The following is a 17,054-nucleotide window of genomic DNA, read 5'->3' on the forward strand; positions in this document are numbered from 1 at the left end:
TTATTTAAAAATTTAAACTAACTTTTCTTCATGGCTATGAGTTAAATGAGTCGCTCTACGCTCTTTCCCCCATCCCAGTTTTTCAGACAGCAAACCGAAGAACACAATAATGCCGAATAGAGCTGTAGTGTAAATCACTTCTTTAAAATAGGTGCCTTCAATCAACATGGTAAGAATTGCACCAATAATTGCAAAGATCACCACGTAAGTTAAGTAAGGGAACATCCACATTTTAAAGTCAATTTTCACGCCTTCAGCTTCTAACTTTTTACGCATACGAAGCTGAGAATAAGCAATGGTTAAGTACACATATAGTGTTGCCGCGCCTGTTGTTAGCATGAAAAAGTCATACACATCCATACTCTTGGTTGCAGTTAAAATTACCGCAATTACAGAGAAGAAGCATGACACAATCACGCCCACCCACGGGCTGCTTTTACTGTTTACAGAACCAAAGCTTTTCGGTGCATCACCACGTTTAGATAATGAGAACAACATACGTGAACACGTATAAAGCGCTGAGTTAAAGCAGCTACATACCGAGGTTAGAACCACAAAGTTTACGATATGGCGCGCACCCGGAATACCAAGTGCAGACAACGTAACGCTATAAGTTCCCCAAGTCGAATCTTTCAAAAGTTCATTGTTGTGAGGGATGAGACATACCGCCACAAACATTGAACCTACATAGAATAAAATAATTCGCCAAACTACCGAGTTTGAAGCTTTACGAATTTCTTTAGATGGATTTGCAGACTCTGCCGCTGCTACAGTCACAATTTCAGCGCCAATATAGGCGAACATCACCCCAAGTAAGGCGGTAATAACGGATGAACCACCATTAGGCATAAAGCCTTGAGAGGTTAAATTACTGATACCAGATGCAGCCGGATTGCCCCAAGGCCACAAATGCATGATGGCTAAACTACCAATCACCAAGAAGATCACAATCGCAATCACTTTGATGAGTGCAAACCAGAACTCGAATTCACCATAGTTCTTTACGTTCTGCAAATTGACTGCAACCAGTGCACCAATCACAACGGTCATATAGACCCAAATCGGTATAAACGGGAACCAATTATTTAAAATTTTACCTGCCACATAAGCTTCCCAGCCCATGAGCATTGCGAGCGTACACCAATACAACCAGCCAATTGAGAAACCTGCCCAACGACCAATCGCACGGTCAGCATATGTTGAAAAAGAGCCACTGTCGGGATTTAAAACGGCCATCTCGCCTAGCATACGCATGATGAACCAAACGAGTAGTCCACCTAAAGCATAGGTTAAGAAAACCACAGGACCTGTGTTGTAGATGATACTGCCTGAGCCAACAAAGAGAGAGCCACCAATAACCCCTGCAATCGAGATCATGGTCAAGTGGCGTGATTTAAGTCCATGTTTTAAACTTTGGGAGTGATTGGCTTCAGAACCATTTTGATGAGCTGCCATATCATTTTCCTTAATATATGGAGGATATCGGCTAGACTCGGAAATCCTCCGAAGCCAAAAAATATCCCCTAAAAATTTAGCCGTTTTGCTCAATTCCTAAAACAGAAAATTCACTGAGCTTATCCGGCGCTTCCGTATGCATACTTCCAATGGCTTTAATTTGTCGTTTCGGCACTCAAGAAACGAGAGCCATTTTTGTAATAAAAGAGAGAGCCAATTGCAAAATTTATACGCAAAATTGGCCCTTTTTGTAGAAGATGCTGGTAAATGGCTTTTTGTTTTTATTTTAATCAGATTGAATTTCTTTAGTTTTGTTCAGAAATTAATAACGCTTTTGTGCCAGTTTCCAAAGCTCTAAATATATGTTTTTGATCGGCGGGATAACAAATATAGTCTCCAACACCCAGCTCAACCGCCTCATCAATTAAACCCACTAAAGCTCGCCCCTCCACTACAATAATATGTTCTACCGAACCAACTGGATGTGGTTCTGAAAGTCGATCTTCGCCTGGTTCAACAATCAATAAATACACATCTCGGCGCGCATGGGGTGGACAGGTCGCCAACAAAATTGCTTTGTAATTGGCAATCTCCGAACTCACCGTTGGCCCATCGCCACAGCGAATGACTTGCACTTGATTGCTCGGTTCTTCCATCAAACGTGCAAATGGAATATTGAGTGCAACACAAAGTGCCCATAAGGTTTCAATACTTGGATTACCTTGCCCTGCCTCTAATTGAGAAAGTGTAGATTTGGCAACACCTGCACGGCGCGCAACCTCTGCCAATGAAAGCCCTGCTCTTTGGCGTTCACGCGTTAAACCTTTGGCAATAATTTCGATTGGCTGAGACATTCATTCTATCCGTTCTATAAAAAAAACGATCGTTCGTTTTGACAAAACAATCAGACTTATTCATTATAATGGAAAATCGTTCGCTATATCATGCTATGACTACATACGCTCTTATTAAAAAACTTAGTAAAGATACTACTCGCTCGATTTTCTTTGTGTGCTTAGCAACGAGTGTCGTTGGTATGTCCTTAGGTTCACTCGCCGCAAGTTATGGCTTAGCACTTTGGATCCCACTTTGCCTGTCCATATTTGTGCTCGCTGGAACTGCTGAATTTATTTTTATTGGATTCTTGGCGGTAGGTGGTAGCCCGATTGCGGCTGCAATTGCAGGACTACTCGTCAATTTAAGACATCTGCCTTTTGGCATAGCGGTCAATGAAATGATTCGAGGCAAATTCTCTCAATATTTTGGGTCTCATATCATGAACGATGAAAGCGTTTTGTTTGGTATGGCACAGCCTGATTTCGACACCAAAAAGGCTGCTTACTGGCTATGTGGTATAGGCATCATGCTCAGTTGGCCGCTCGGTGTCACTGCTGGTTATTTTATTGGGAGCGCTATTCCAGACCCAAAAACATTCGGCTTAGATGCCATTTTCCCCGCGATTTTAATTGCACTTACTTTTAATGCTTTAAAGAATAAAACCACTCGAAAAGCTGCATTTGCCGGATCAACTTTAGCGTTGATAACCACACCCTTTTTAGCCGCAGGACTTCCGATTCTGATTTCACTTTTTGGCTTGATATGGGGTAGAAAAAAATGAGTCAACAGTTACTGATTATTGTAGGAATAGCTCTACTCGCACTGGGTACGTACAGTATTCGTTTTGCTGGCTTTCACTTAGGTGCCAAGTTTTCATTTTCTGAAAAATACCAAGTTTTACTCTCAAACGGCGCAACCGTTTTGCTCTGTGCCATTGCTGTGACCACTACATTTTTTGAAGGCCAACATTTCGCGGGTTTCGCACGTATATTTGGGGTGAGTTTGGCACTTTTCTTAGTTTGGAAAAAAGCCCCGCTTTTATTGGTGATTTGCTTGGCAGCTGCGGGCACGGCACTGGTACGTTTACTTGGTATTGAATAATAAAAAAGGCGAGATAAACTCGCCTTTTTTGAAACTTTGATTAGAACGGTAAATCGTCGTCTAAATCAGCTGGTGCAGATGCTGGTTGTTGTGGCGCTTTAGGAGCGAAACCACCACCTTGCGGGCTATTGCCACCATTACCGAAACCGCCTTGGCCACCATAACCACCATTGTTTTGGCCGTAGCCACCACCTTGGTTGTTATTTTGATAGCCGCCACCTTGTTGAGGCGCGTTAAAACGTGGTTGGTTAAAATCATTACCGCCAGCAAAACCTTGTTCACCTTGTTGACGAGCATCTAACATTTGCATCTGGTCGCCACGGATTTCTGTAGTGTAACGTTCTTGACCATTTTGGTCTGTCCACTGACGTGTACGTAATGAACCTTCGATATAAACCTTAGAACCTTTACGTAAAAACTGCTGAGCAATTTCCCCTAAACGGTTATGCAAAACAATACGGTGCCATTCTGTTTGTTCTTTACGTTCACCTGTATTTTTATCGGTCCAAACTTCACTTGTTGCGATAGAAAACTGGGTCAACGAGCCCCCATTTGGAAAAGTTTTTGTTTCAGGATCACGACCCAAAGTACCAACCAAAATAACCTTATTTACACCACGCATTAGCTGTCTTCATCCTATACATTTCTATGTTTTACTTTATAAGAGTTATGCTTAAATGGCTACCTCTTTACCGAACAACTGCGTTAAATCACGTCGCGAAGCGTCATCAAGAGACTGTTTATCGACTTTAATATAAGCAACTTGCTGGTCAGGCATCACCACAACTTCTTCGATACCACGAATTGCCAATAGTTGTGTGGTCCACTCATTCACCTGTTGCACTTGCGGTAATGGCAACACAATAGATGACAGATACCGCGGCTGAGCTAAACCAAAACTAATTAGCAGCCATATTATAGCAATCCCTGCTAAGACACTCCATCCAATCGCAGTATTATGTAACATCAATAATTGACCACCTAGCGTGCCACCAAAAAAAGCACCTAAGAACTGGCTACTGGCATTTACACCCATAGCGGTGGCCTTCGACTGAATTGGAGCCGACTTTGACAACCAAGAAGGCAATAAAGCTTCCATCACATTAAAAGCAATAAAGAAAATACCGAGGCCTGCAAGCAGGACATATTTAGACTGATAACCAAATATGAGAAGCAGCAACCCCACAATAATGCCTGTAATTGCCGTTAAGAAAATGCCTCGCATTTTGCGATATTTTTCAGCGATGATAATGCTTGGAAATGCAAAAAATAAACTAATCACCAACAGTGGCAAATACACCAAGCCGTGGCTCGCAAGAGGAATATGCGCAAACTCGATCAGCTGTGAAGGCACATAAATAAACATGGCTGTCAGCAATAAATGCAATGCAAAAACCGAAACGTGTAAACGGTTTAAATCACCCATTTGAATGACTTGCTTAAGCTGCGCCATATAGCCTTGCTGATAATTACGATGATGGCGGGTCACTTTAGGTACAAGCAATAGCATCGAAATCGCGATTAAGCCCATAATTGTGGTCACAAAGAATAGACCAGAAATACCGACAAGACTTGTGAGCCAAGGCCCAAGGCTAAACGCGACAACAAAAGATAAACCAATACTCATGCCCATAGCAGCCATGGCTTTAGTACGCTGCTCTTCACGTGTGACATCGGCTAAAAGTGCCATGACCACTGCTGAAACAGCGCCAGCACCAGCGATGGCACGGCCAATAATGACGCCATAAATCGTGTCAGATAAACCCGCAATTGCACCACCAATAGCAAACAGCAATAAGCCAAAGACTACAAGCGGTTTACGGCTAAAACGGTCAGCCAGCAAGCTAAATGGAATTTGTAAAATCGCCTGACTTAAACCATATACACCTACGGCCAAACCAATAAGTGCCGGAGTCGCATATTGATATGACTGCCCGACTACAGAGAAGACAGGAATAATCATGAACAAACCCAACATGCGTAGCGCAAAAATACTACTTAAAGCAAAAGTTGAGCGGCGTTCCAAAGCATTCATCATATCAATACACGTTATCAAACTAGGCAAATTATAAGCCGATTCGTTTCTAAAAATACGGGAGAGATGATTTAAAATAACGATTTCGGCTGAAAAAAATAAAGAGGCATTTAGCCTCTTTATTCTATCGAACTTTACTGAAAATTAGCTTAAGACGACTCTTGTTCGCGTTTCGCATATTGGATAGATGCAATCACTGCCCATGCAATAAATGCAACACCAATGAGGCCTGTCACGACTTCCGGTATATGTAAACCTGTACCACTTGCAATCATAATGAAAGCCAAAGCACCAATCGCATAATGGGCACCATGCTCTAAGAACACATAAGCGTCTAATGTGCCCTTTTCAACAAGATAAACCGTCATTGAACGAACGAACATCGCACCAATTGCAAGACCCAACATAATCACGACAACGTCGCTGGTAATGGCAAATGCACCAATTACACCATCAAAACTAAATGATGCATCTAACACTTCAAGGTATAAGAAACCGCCCAAACCGGCTTTAATCACACCAGAAGCAGCGCCTGAACCATCTTGCATGACTGCATTACCATCTTCATCAATTTCAGGTTCGCCGCCCAATAAATGGCTAAGAACTTGCACACCAATGTAAACCACAATGCCCCAAACACCAGCCATGGTTACAGCTAAACGCTCATGATCTTCAACATAACCAGCCATTACAATTAAAGCGATGAGTGCAATAAAAACAGACATTGCCGGTACGTTAGCCAAGTCAGATAATTTGACTTCAAGCCATCTAAACCAATGCGTTTCTTTCTCTTCGTCAAAGAAGAAGTTTAAGAAAACCAACAATAAGAATGTTCCACCGAAAGCTGAAATTTCAGCGTGGTGAGCCATTAAACGTTCAGAGTAAGTTTTCGGATCATTGAGTGCCATTTTAGCGACTTCAATAAAGCCCATATCGGCAGTCATAGAAACGATCAAGACAGGGAAAATCAAACGCATACCAAAAACGGCGATTAAAATACCGACTGTCAAAAAGATCATTTTCCAGAAATGATCCCACCCACGAAGTACCGATGCATTTACGACAGCATTGTCAAAAGATAATGAAACCTCCATTACAGCTAAAATTGCAGTAATGGTTAAAGCTTTAAGCATGGTAGACACGCCTGCTTCAGGTCCATGGGTAAAACCCCAGTAAGCGGCGAGTGCTAAACACACCACCGTAAAAAATATCGAAAATCGGAAATGCTTCATGGATCAGACCTATACCAAGAACTAAATTTAATCTTTCTTAAAAACCGCGGCTATTATATCGATAATTAACCACAAAACGATGTTGTTTTATGCCGTTATTACCTTTACTTTATCCCTATGTTTAATAAAGAAATTTATAATATTTAATTAACTTATTAATCGTATTAAATATTTTCTTGCGATATATCTACCATTATTATTTTTGTATTTTAAAATTGATTTAAAATCCGCTTCAGCTGTCTTATTTTAAATGGAATGATTTTATGCTTTTTTCTCAAGAACTCTGGCAACGTAATTTAAATTTATATCAAAAAATTCTCGACCTGCCTTTTAATCAGGAACTTGCTAACGGTACTTTAGATAAAGAAGCTTTTTGTCATTATGTCATTCAAGATGCTCAATACCTCGTAGCTTATGGTCGCGTACTGGCTGTTGCGGCAGCTAAGGCGTTTGAAGCTGACGATATTATGCAATTTTCAGATGCCGCTAAAATTGCAATTGTGGTTGAACGCAGCTTGCATGATGACTTCATGAAGAACTTTGGTGTCACCAAAGAAGAATTTAAAAATACACCATTAACTTTAGCAGGCCATCATTACACTTCATTTTTAACCGCAACGGCTTGGTCAGAAAGCTACCCTGTTGTACTTGCTGCACTTTTACCTTGTTTCTGGATTTACGCTGAAGTTGGTAAAGATATTGTAAGCAAATCAGTTGCTAATAATCCTTACCAAGCATGGGTTGATACCTATGCAGGCGAAGAGTTCCATACCGCTGTTCGTAATGTGATTGCGACGGTAGACAAGGTTGCCGCACGTTGTGATGCAGACACTTTAGAGAAAATGCATGCCGCGTACACCATGGGTGCAAAACTTGAGTGGTTATTTTGGGATAGTGCCTACCATCAAAGACAATGGTTAGGTTTAGACCATATTTAAAACTTCAAAAGAATCGGTCAGATGCTTCATACCTGATCGATTCTCAATAAAATGCGAGATAAGTATGTATATCGGCGAATTAGCATCTTTAACTGGAGCTACTCCTAAAGCCATTCGGCATTATGAGAAATTAGGCTTACTGCCAGTCGCAAAAAGAAAAGGTAATTATCGTATTTATGAAGAGATTGATGTCAAATCAGTTAAGATGATTCGCCTTGCACAAGCAGTAGGATTTAGCCTTTCTGAGCTTTATGAGTTATCAGCTTTAAAATATAAAAATAATCGCTTTCCGGTAGAAATTGCGCAGCAGCTTATTCAAAAAAAGAATCAACAAATTATTGAACAAAAAGAAGCATTAAATCGTTTGCAAGTAGATTTAAAACAACTGGAAGATGAGATTATTGAAACTTATATTACCAGTAAAATTTCTGCTTAAAATGATGCATAAAAATCTAAAAATAGCTTTTGAATTTAACGCTTGACTCTGCCCTTAGGGACAAGGTTTATCGTAAGGACTTCATGTATTACGGATAAATAAAATGAGCGCTCATCTTTCTACATTTAAAAATTCAACAGCATTAATAACAGGAGCATCTTCAGGAATAGGTAAAGCGTATGCTAAAAAAATTGCATCTTTAGGAATCCACCTGATTTTAACGGCACGTTCCGAACAAAAATTAAATGACTTAGCAGATGAACTTAGAAAAAAATATAGCGTAAATGTTGAGGTGATCGTTTTAGATTTAGCTCAACCCGATTCAGCTCAGACCTTATTTAATGAAGTGCAGGCAAGAAAATTATCGGTAGAAATTTTAATTAATAATGCAGGGTTTGGGAAATGGACTAAGTTTCTAGATCAATCCATTTCTACCTATCAAGAAATGATCACGCTAAATATCAGCAGTGTAACGTCTTTGTGTTATTTATTTCTGCCACATATGCTTTCGAACAAAAAAGGCATCATGATTAATATTTCGTCGACAGGTGCCTTTCAACCTCTTCCTTATATTGCTGTCTATGGCGCAACTAAATCTTATGTATTGCAGTTTACTGAAGCGCTTGCAGGGGAATATGGCTCTTCGGGTGTTAAGTTTATCGCTGTTTGCCCAGGCAATACCGAAACCAATTTTACTCAAGTCGCAAATGCCGATACCAGCGGTATGAAAAGCTCTACGGTAGATGACGTTGTCTCTGCAACAGTTAGAGCGTTAGATAAAAATAAAGCAACGGTTGTGGTGGGTTGTAGCAATTATTTAACGTCTCAATTGCCCCGCATTCTTTCCCGCAAAAAAATGATTAATTTAGTCGAAGGCATGCTCAGAACGCGTATTGTTGAGCAATCATAAAAAATGCTTCAATTTAAAAGATTAAGGGATTTCTCTTAATCTTTTAATGCTGAAATAGCTGCCAGCCATAAATTAAACCTGCCGCAGCGACCACCCAACAAAGGGTTGCCAACCCAAGACACGACCACATCGACATGCGTGTTGCGAGCATATAAACAGCCACTAAATAAATGGCATAAGGAATAAGTGACCATAGACCAAACAGAGCCGTTTTTTGTAATGCCTCGGCCCCTTTTTGCTGATAGACAATCACATGAGCAATCAAAGCAAAGGTAGGAAAAAGCGGGACTAAACCAGCAATATAAAATGCCTTACTTTTCGATAAAATCGAAATAATGAGGACAACCCCTGCCCCCAACATACATTTTAAAAATAACGCCCACATGCGCTGATCCTATCTGGTCATTCAAACTCAAAACGCTGTATTGTGCGCTTTTTAAAGAAAATTAACAGCGACTAAAGCAATAAAAGCTGGAACTGCCTGAATATAAATAATCTTTTTACTGGCAGTTAGACCACCATAAATACCTGCAATCAGTACACAACCTAAAAAGAAGTTAGCAATTGATGTGGCAAACGGCGCATCAGCCAATAAAGACCAAAATAAACCCGCAGCTAAAAAGCCATTATAAAGCCCTTGATTTTGTGCCATGACTTTAGTGAGTTTTGCTTTTTCAGCATTATTTCCAAAGGCTTTCATGCCATAAGGTTTGTCCCATAAAAACATTTCTAACACTAAAATATAGACATGTAATATGGCTATAAGCGCAATGAGTATTTGTCCGACCATACGGTTTTCCTTTTTATTTTAAAGATATGAAAAAAGATCAGTCTCTCGACTGATCTTTTTACGTTTTACGGTTTTAACAATACTTTGCCTTGTCGAGCACCTTGCGTTGCTTTTTGAGCAGCTGTTTTAATCTCATCAAAACCAAACACACCTTCTACAGGTAGAATTAATTTTTTCTGAGTCGCTAGTGTTAATAACTCAACAATCAGTTCCTTTTTACGTTCTGCAGGCATTTCTTTATTGACCACACTCGCCCAGAAACCTTTTACTGTTGCTTGTTTGAAAATCAAATCGCCCGATGAAATCTGCATGGTTTCACCAGTCATACTGCCAAACGAAACGAGCAAGCTATTTTCACTGAGTAAATTCAGCATTTCACCACTTGCAGTTCCGCCAATTGAGTCCACACCCGCAATCAGCGGTTGGTCACCGTGGAGTTGTTTAACTTGCTCTTTCCAGTTCGGCTGATCAGTTGCAACAACGTGCTGAATACCTAGTGCTTGCATCTCTGCAATCGCGTCAGTACGACGAACTAAATTAATTACAGGTAAGCCACGTGCCTGTGCAATCATGGCAACTGTTTTACCGACTGCACCATTCGCTGTGTTTTGAATGAGCCATTGACCTGGTTGAACATTTACAAAGTCCAATAGCATAAGCGCACTAATGGGCATACCAATCAGCTGCGCTGCTGTTTCATCATCAATTTCATTATTGAGTGGAATAAGCCCTTGAGCTGGTGCAATAAAATATTCAGCCCAACTACCATGAACAGATGCAACCGCAATACGCTGGCCTACCTGTACATGGGTAACGCCTTCACCCAAAGCATCGACAATACCAACGCCTTCACTACCACCAATCGCAGGTAAAGTTGGCTTGTAGCCATAGCTTCCACGTACTGTCCATACATCATGATTATGAATTGGAGACATGATGGTTTTAATACGAACTTCGCCTGCTTTTGGTTCTGGCTTTGGCATATCCGCCTGCTCTAAAACGTCTACAGGTTCGCCAAAATTACGATGGATAATACTTCGCATGCTTTATTCCTCTATCGGTTTTAACAGCTGTTGGGTAGTTTCTAAGGCTAGGTATAAATGTGCTTTGTCTTGCGATAATTTTGTGAGTAAGGCTGCACCTATCCATAACTGATACATGACTTGCGCAGTTTTCAAAGGCTCAATATGTTTTGGAATTGACCCTTCTTGTTGCCCTTCTTTGAGTAGTAAAGCTAGACGCTGCGTTAATTTGTACACACCATCATTGAGAATTTGACGCATATCTTCTGACAAGTCAGAAACCTCTGCCGCCAACTTCACAATCAGGCAATTTTCAGCCCAGCTGCCATATACGGGATCATCAATCCACGCCTGCCACAACGCCATTAAACGGGCATGCGCACTTTGTTCACTGTGCTGCCAAAGTTGTTCCATACGAACTTTATAATTGGCCATGTATTGCTCTAGCAAGGCACAACCAAATGCCTCTTTCGAAGCAAAGTAGTGATAGAACGAACCTTTGGGTACGTCACAAGTCTTTAAAATTTCTTGCAAACCAACACCAACAAACCCTTTACGTAGTACCAGCTCAAAGCTGGTATCTAAAATGTGTTGTCGCGTGCTTTCGCTTTTGTTTAATCGTTTCATGAACACATCATAAACAACTATTAGACCAGTCGTCTAGTAAAATTATGTTGCTTGTAAAAATATGCGGAGAGTAGAAATGTAGAGTGAGGAATGTTAAAAATACAATCTGCTTATTTAAACAAATTTTGTCGATTGTCGTTTAACCGTCACAATTTGTCGCTTTAAATCATTTTGTACTACTTGAACAATTTTAAATCGTTATCATATAGGGTCTGTTGTTTATAAATAGCCATATCTCCCTGTGACTAAACAAACAACACCTAAATTTTCATCAATACATAATTGAGATGTTTTATGAGCCAAAGTCATATCCGTATTCGAGGCGCACGTACACATAACTTAAAAAATGTGTCACTCGATATTCCACGCGACAAATTTGTGGTGATTACGGGGCTATCAGGTTCAGGAAAATCTTCTCTTGCCTTTGATACCTTGTACGCCGAAGGACAACGCCGTTACGTCGAATCACTTTCAGCCTATGCCCGCCAGTTTTTATCGCAAATGGAAAAGCCTGAAGTCGACTCGATTGAAGGTTTATCACCAGCGATTGCCATTGAGCAAAAGTCTACCAGTCATAACCCACGTTCAACGGTGGGTACGATTACCGAAATTTATGACTATTTGCGTTTGCTTTATGCACGTGTCGGCACCCCTTACTGCCCTGAACACGACTTACCAATGGTTGCGCAAACTGTTTCTGAAATGGTCGATGCAGTAAAAAACCTTGAGGAAGGCACAGCACTTATGTTGCTTGCTCCAGTGGTACGTGAGCGTAAGGGTGAATACAGTAACCTGTTCGAACAACTACAGGGTCAAGGTTTTGTACGAGCGCGTGTTGATGGTGAAATCATTGATATTGATACGCCACCAGAACTCGACAAAAAGAAAAAGCATACTATTGAGGTTGTGGTTGACCGTTTCAAAGTACGTGATGACTTAGGCAACCGTATTGCTGAATCATTTGAAACCGCACTGCGTTTAGGTGGCGATATTGCTGTTTTATCATGGATGAATGGCGAACACCCAGATCGTGTTTTTTCTGCGAAGCATTCATGCCCTGAGTGTGATCGCGCAGTCGCAGAGCTTGAGCCTCGTTTATTTTCATTTAACAACCCATTCGGTGCCTGCCCTGTTTGTGATGGATTAGGTACACGCAGTCATTTTAGTTCTGAAAAGCTCATTCCAAATCCTGATCTTGCGATTAGTGAAGGGGCTATTCGTGGTTGGGATCGTCAGCGTCCTTATTATTATTCAATGCTACAAAAAGTTGCCGACCATTTTGGCTTTCAACTTGATACGCCTTGGAACCAGTTAGATAAAGACACTCAAAAGAAATTTCTACAAGGTACTGGCAAAGAAAAAATCGATTTAAGTTATATCGATGAGCGTGGCCGCAAGCATACACGGGTGCAACCTTTTGAAGGGATTTTGCCGCACCTTGAACGCCGTTACCGTGAAACTGAAAGTAACTACGTACGTGATGATTTAGCTCAATATTTGTCTAATGCAGCATGTGATGCATGCGGTGGTTCACGACTAAATGAAATTTCACGTCATGTTCGTGTAAAAGATAAAACGATTGCCGACATTACCCGCATGTCGATTGGTGATGCAGAAAGCTACTATCAAGATTTAAACCTTGAAGGTGCTAAAGGCGAAATCGCAGATAAAATCTTTAAAGAAATCCGTGAGCGTCTACACTTCTTGGTGAGTGTTGGTCTGAACTATTTAAGTTTAGCTCGTTCTGCCGAAACCTTATCGGGTGGTGAGGCACAGCGTATCCGTTTAGCCTCACAAATTGGTGCAGGTTTGATGGGTGTGATGTATGTACTCGATGAACCATCTATTGGTTTGCATCAACGCGATAATGATCGTTTATTACAAACCCTCATTCGCTTACGTGATTTAGGCAACACGGTATTAGTTGTTGAACACGATGAAGACGCCATTCGTGCAGCCGACCATATTATTGATATCGGGCCGGGTGCGGGTGTACATGGCGGTGTGATTATTGCTGAAGGAACTTATGATGAATTGGCTAAACATGCCGACTCACTCACAGGACAATACCTTTCTGGCAAACTCAAAATCGAAGTGCCAAAAAAACGCACTGAGTCGCCACGTCCAGATGAAGTCATCAAACTTTCAGGTGCAGCAGGCCACAACTTAAAAAATGTCGATTTAACCATTCCACTTGGTATTATGACCTGTGTGACTGGCGTTTCAGGTTCGGGTAAATCAACACTAATCAACCGTACTTTGCTTCCATTGGCTGCAACACAGCTCAACGGTGCAACGACTTTAACGGCTGAAAAGTTCGACTCAATTGATGGTCTACAACACCTTGATAAAGTCGTTGATATTGATCAAAGCCCGATTGGACGTACACCACGTTCTAACCCTGCAACTTACACAGGGCTATTTACGCCAATTCGTGAGTTATTTGCACAAACCCCAGAGGCAAAAGCCCGTGGTTATAGTGCCGGTCGTTTCTCGTTTAACGTGAAAGGCGGACGCTGTGAAGCCTGTGAAGGCGACGGCATGATTAAGGTCGCAATGCACTTCTTACCAGACATGTATGTACCTTGCGATGCCTGTCATGGCAAACGTTATAACCGTGAAACGCTTGAAGTCGGCTATAAAGGCAAAAATATTTCTGATGTTTTAGAAATGACGGTTGAAGATGCCGCTGAGTTCTTTAGTGCAATTCCAGTCATTCACCGTCGCTTAGAAACCTTAACTCAGGTTGGCTTAGGCTATATTCGTTTAGGTCAAGCTGCTACTACACTTTCTGGTGGTGAAGCGCAACGTGTAAAACTTGCACGTGAGTTAGCAAAACGAGATACAGGTAAAACGCTTTATATCTTGGATGAACCGACAACAGGTCTACATTTCCACGATATTGCTAAGTTGCTCGATATTTTGCATGAGCTACGCAACAAGGGTAATACCATAGTGGTGATTGAACATAACCTTGATGTGATTAAAACAGCAGACTGGGTTGTGGACTTAGGTCCTGAAGGTGGTTCGGGTGGTGGTATGATCATTGCCGAAGGTACACCTGAACAAGTGGCTGAGGTTGAGATTTCCCATACGGGACGTTTCTTAAAACCGATGTTGAAGCAATAAAACAAAAAGCCGGAAATCATTTTCCGGCTTTTTTATCCCTCTACAACATTTCGGCCCCGAGCTTTAGCTTTTAAAAGTGAACGGTCTGCTTTTTCTAACAGTTCCATCCAGCTTGTTGCTCCAATCGCAAAACCAATACTGACCGATACATGCAATTTTTCATGCGTACTAGATAAATCGACTTCTTCTAAAGAAATCGCAATACGAATTTTTTCGGCCAAGAGACGTGCATCTAAAAATGGTATCTGCTCTAATAAAATTAAGAACTCATCGCCACCATAACGAACGATTAAATCCGAAGCGCGCACATTCACTTTTAATTGATCTGCAATACGTTTAATCACTTGATCACCGACAATATGACCATATTGATCATTCACATCTTTAAAGCGATCTATATCAATAATCATTAAACAAGTTTGTGAAAATTTTTGAGGATAGCTCTCAACAATTTTTAAATATTCAGATAAAGCCAAACGATTGGATACACCTGTTAAAGGGTCTGTATTTGCAATATTTTTAAGTTGGAATTCAAAAGCATCTCGCTGCTTAAGCATTCTTTGTAAACGGTCAATCGCTTCAAATAGTGAAATAAACTCACCCTTTTTAGGATTCAACTCATCTACCGGATAATCTTTGCTATGAGACAAATCAAGAATTAAGGTTCGGGCCTGAATAAGGGGCTCAAATACCCTTCTCTTTGCATAAATTAAGGTAAGTAAAGCAGCCGCTAACGATATGCTAGAAATAAGCAAAGTCAGAAAGAATTTCTTTTTTGCCAAATAATTTTCTTGAGAAGCAATAAAGACACTTTTATTAAGTAGAAAGTTTTGTAAATCGATGACTGTTGTAAATTTATCAACAATTTGGTCTGTCAGTTCAGTTCCATTTAAATGATAGCTCTCATGTTTTTGGCTTTCTTCTAAAAGTTGACCAACAATAGGCACACCTTTATCCAAAAACTCAGTTTTAACTCTCGCATAAAGGCGATGATATTCTGGGGTCTTGGCCTGCTCAGACTGTAACGTATCTACAAGTGCCCATAAGTAGCGTGCTTGTTGTTGAGTCTGTAAAGAACGCGCCCGATTATCATTGGGTATGGTTTCTTTAAACGTCACTGGTGCAATAACATTGGATGCGGTGCGACCAGCTTGATCACGCATATCAGTTAATACAACAATCAAAGTAAAATAGTTATTAATTTGGCTATCTTTACTTTTTAACTGCAACATGAGCTTTTGCAAAATTTCTCGGCAGCTATCCCAAGCACCGAACATCCCCAAAATTGCATGATCGAATTGCATAGAGGTTCGTGCTTGTTCAGGTGTTGCGGCATAATAGTCGACGACAGCCCGCGCCTGCTTCAAATCATCTTTAAATTTAGTATCTAAAGTATGTGCTAAATCGGAATAGCCTTCTTCCTTTAAAATACGAATAGTTTCATTAATTTGCTGATCGACAGTAAGTCGATATTCTTTTAACTTCTTCTGATTTTTTAAAAAGTCGGCAGCGTTACTCGACATTAATTTATTTGCTGGTGCACGCTCTTTAGATACCTTATTTGCAACTTCAGCAATCGATTTTAAGCTTTTGATTTCAACCAAAGCTTGTTTAGTTTTTAAATACTCTTGATAACTGCTGACAATAAGAGGCACAGCCATAAATAGTAAGGACAGAATAATGACCAACATGAAGAAAAATAGTCGATTACTGATATGTTCTGAACGTAATCCTGACATTTCTAGCTGGTACTCCGTAAATGTCCTACCATCATCACTACTATAGAATGAAGTAATTAACTCGCATCCTAGCACTTTAATGAGCAGAAGTTCAGCAACAAAGTTGAATAACGCAATATACGCATTCATTGTTGGTATTTCATAAAAATCTGATCGAAAGAGCAAATGATGGCTATAGCAAAACTCCATTTTACAGCTGAAGTAAATTTCGCAATCCTATAAAAAGATTCTTTTTCCTCTTGGATGCCACTCCCAGCATCCGAAACCCAGCGTTAAGCTGGGTTCTTTTTATACAAACTAAAAAGAAGAAATTTCATGTAATTTTTTTAACAAATGTTAATGTTTTCTTATAGATAAAAAAAAGCTCAACCTTGGGGAAAGCTGAGCTCGTAAAGTCTGATGTGATAACACATCGTATCTGGAAAAGCACTGCTAACTATAAAAATGTTAGATAGTGAACTTTGCAATTGAATTGTGTGACTTATCTCTAATTTTGTAAAGTTGATTAAATTGATCAGAATTAATTTTTTAATCGTTTTTTTGATTTAAAAACGTATTTTTTTTGCCTTATTCAATTATATAATAATTCAAAATAGATAGATTGTTTAGATAAACTTATTAAAATAATGTTAACTATTACTCAAAATATATAAAAATTGAAACAAGAATAATGTTTGAGCGACTATTTATTAATCAAATCGACAATTTTATTAACGTTAAATCCGATTAACAAGATCATTTTTTCCAATTGTGAATGTAATTATTTTTAAACTATTTATTGTCAAATCCTTAGGAAACTTAAG

At 40.1% G+C, this 17,054-nt stretch carries 16 protein-coding genes; 6 read left to right on the plus strand and 10 right to left on the minus strand.

From position 1 onward, the window contains the following. Positions 1–12: 12 nt before the first annotated feature. Both ACH8JV_RS06460 and ACH8JV_RS06465 read right to left on the minus strand, forming a co-directional pair. Positions 13–1,455: an amino acid permease gene (locus ACH8JV_RS06460; RefSeq protein ID WP_004705034.1), complete on the minus strand. Its 1,443-nt coding sequence runs from the start codon at positions 1,453–1,455 to the stop codon at positions 13–15. A 305-nt stretch (positions 1,456–1,760) separates the two neighbouring features. Further along, positions 1,761–2,309, minus strand: a complete 549-nt coding sequence (locus ACH8JV_RS06465; protein ID WP_000081859.1) for a helix-turn-helix domain-containing protein — start codon at positions 2,307–2,309, stop codon at positions 1,761–1,763. Positions 2,310–2,377: 68 nt separating this feature from the next. Here ACH8JV_RS06465 and ACH8JV_RS06470 point away from each other — a divergent pair, with 68 nt between their 5' ends. Next, entirely contained in the window at positions 2,378–3,073 is a 696-nt protein-coding gene (locus ACH8JV_RS06470) for an AzlC family ABC transporter permease (RefSeq protein ID WP_252434465.1), read from the plus strand. Further along, positions 3,070–3,393 carry an AzlD domain-containing protein gene (locus tag ACH8JV_RS06475; RefSeq protein WP_000082715.1) on the plus strand — a complete coding sequence of 108 codons (324 nt, stop codon included), beginning with the start codon at positions 3,070–3,072 and terminating at the stop codon, positions 3,391–3,393. The genes ACH8JV_RS06470 and ACH8JV_RS06475 overlap by 4 nt, the downstream gene beginning before the upstream one ends. A 40-nt stretch (positions 3,394–3,433) precedes the next feature. On the opposite strand, the gene ssb is transcribed toward ACH8JV_RS06475, so the two are convergent. The 3 genes from ssb to ACH8JV_RS06490 form a co-directional block, all read right to left on the minus strand. Beyond that, the gene (ssb, locus tag ACH8JV_RS06480; RefSeq protein WP_001215080.1) at positions 3,434–4,015 is read right to left on the minus strand and encodes a single-stranded DNA-binding protein; all 582 of its coding nucleotides are present in this window, start codon (positions 4,013–4,015) and stop codon (positions 3,434–3,436) included. Between the two features lie 51 nt (positions 4,016–4,066). Further along, entirely contained in the window at positions 4,067–5,431 is a 1,365-nt protein-coding gene (locus ACH8JV_RS06485) for an MFS transporter (protein ID WP_396520268.1), read from the minus strand. 146 nt (positions 5,432–5,577) lie between these two features. Further along, complete coding sequence (locus ACH8JV_RS06490) at positions 5,578–6,660, minus strand: DUF475 domain-containing protein (RefSeq protein ID WP_304391371.1); 1,083 nt, start codon at positions 6,658–6,660, stop codon at positions 5,578–5,580. 263 nt (positions 6,661–6,923) lie between these two features. Between ACH8JV_RS06490 and tenA the strand changes: the two genes are divergently transcribed. The 3 genes from tenA (at position 6,924) to ACH8JV_RS06505 (ending at position 8,944) form a co-directional block, all read left to right on the plus strand. Beyond that, positions 6,924–7,598, plus strand: a complete 675-nt coding sequence (tenA, locus tag ACH8JV_RS06495; RefSeq protein WP_396520270.1) for a thiaminase II — start codon at positions 6,924–6,926, stop codon at positions 7,596–7,598. 64 nt (positions 7,599–7,662) lie between these two features. Then, positions 7,663–8,034, plus strand: coding sequence for a MerR family transcriptional regulator (locus ACH8JV_RS06500; RefSeq protein ID WP_019458498.1), 372 nt, complete (start codon positions 7,663–7,665; stop codon positions 8,032–8,034). A 103-nt stretch (positions 8,035–8,137) separates the two neighbouring features. Continuing rightward, positions 8,138–8,944, plus strand: a complete 807-nt coding sequence (locus tag ACH8JV_RS06505; protein ID WP_396520272.1) for an SDR family NAD(P)-dependent oxidoreductase — start codon at positions 8,138–8,140, stop codon at positions 8,942–8,944. Between the two features lie 43 nt (positions 8,945–8,987). On the opposite strand, the gene ACH8JV_RS06510 is transcribed toward ACH8JV_RS06505, so the two are convergent. The 4 genes from ACH8JV_RS06510 to ACH8JV_RS06525 form a co-directional block, all read right to left on the minus strand. Further along, on the minus strand, positions 8,988–9,329 hold the full coding sequence (locus ACH8JV_RS06510) for a GlpM family protein (RefSeq protein ID WP_004704995.1): 342 nt from the start codon (positions 9,327–9,329) through the stop codon (positions 8,988–8,990). A gap of 51 nt (positions 9,330–9,380) precedes the next feature. Next, complete coding sequence (locus ACH8JV_RS06515; RefSeq protein ID WP_396520274.1) at positions 9,381–9,734, minus strand: DUF1304 domain-containing protein; 354 nt, start codon at positions 9,732–9,734, stop codon at positions 9,381–9,383. A 65-nt stretch (positions 9,735–9,799) separates the two neighbouring features. After that, positions 9,800–10,777 (minus strand): zinc-binding dehydrogenase, encoded by a 978-nt coding sequence (locus ACH8JV_RS06520; protein ID WP_396520276.1) that lies wholly within the window; start codon positions 10,775–10,777, stop codon positions 9,800–9,802. A 3-nt stretch (positions 10,778–10,780) separates the two neighbouring features. Beyond that, the gene (locus tag ACH8JV_RS06525; protein ID WP_396520278.1) at positions 10,781–11,383 is read right to left on the minus strand and encodes a TetR/AcrR family transcriptional regulator; all 603 of its coding nucleotides are present in this window, start codon (positions 11,381–11,383) and stop codon (positions 10,781–10,783) included. A 294-nt stretch (positions 11,384–11,677) separates the two neighbouring features. On the opposite strand from ACH8JV_RS06525, the gene uvrA reads away from it, so the two are divergent. Beyond that, positions 11,678–14,512, plus strand: coding sequence for an excinuclease ABC subunit UvrA (gene uvrA, locus ACH8JV_RS06530; protein WP_396520280.1), 2,835 nt, complete (start codon positions 11,678–11,680; stop codon positions 14,510–14,512). Positions 14,513–14,544: 32 nt separating this feature from the next. Here the strand turns inward: uvrA and ACH8JV_RS06535 are convergent, their stop codons facing one another. Continuing rightward, entirely contained in the window at positions 14,545–16,251 is a 1,707-nt protein-coding gene (locus tag ACH8JV_RS06535) for a GGDEF domain-containing protein (RefSeq protein ID WP_396520359.1), read from the minus strand. Between the last annotated feature and the right edge of the window lie 803 nt (positions 16,252–17,054).

Source organism: Acinetobacter sp. ABJ_C5_2, assembly GCF_044538485.1.
Classification (GTDB): Bacteria; Pseudomonadota; Gammaproteobacteria; order Pseudomonadales; family Moraxellaceae; genus Acinetobacter; species Acinetobacter nosocomialis_A.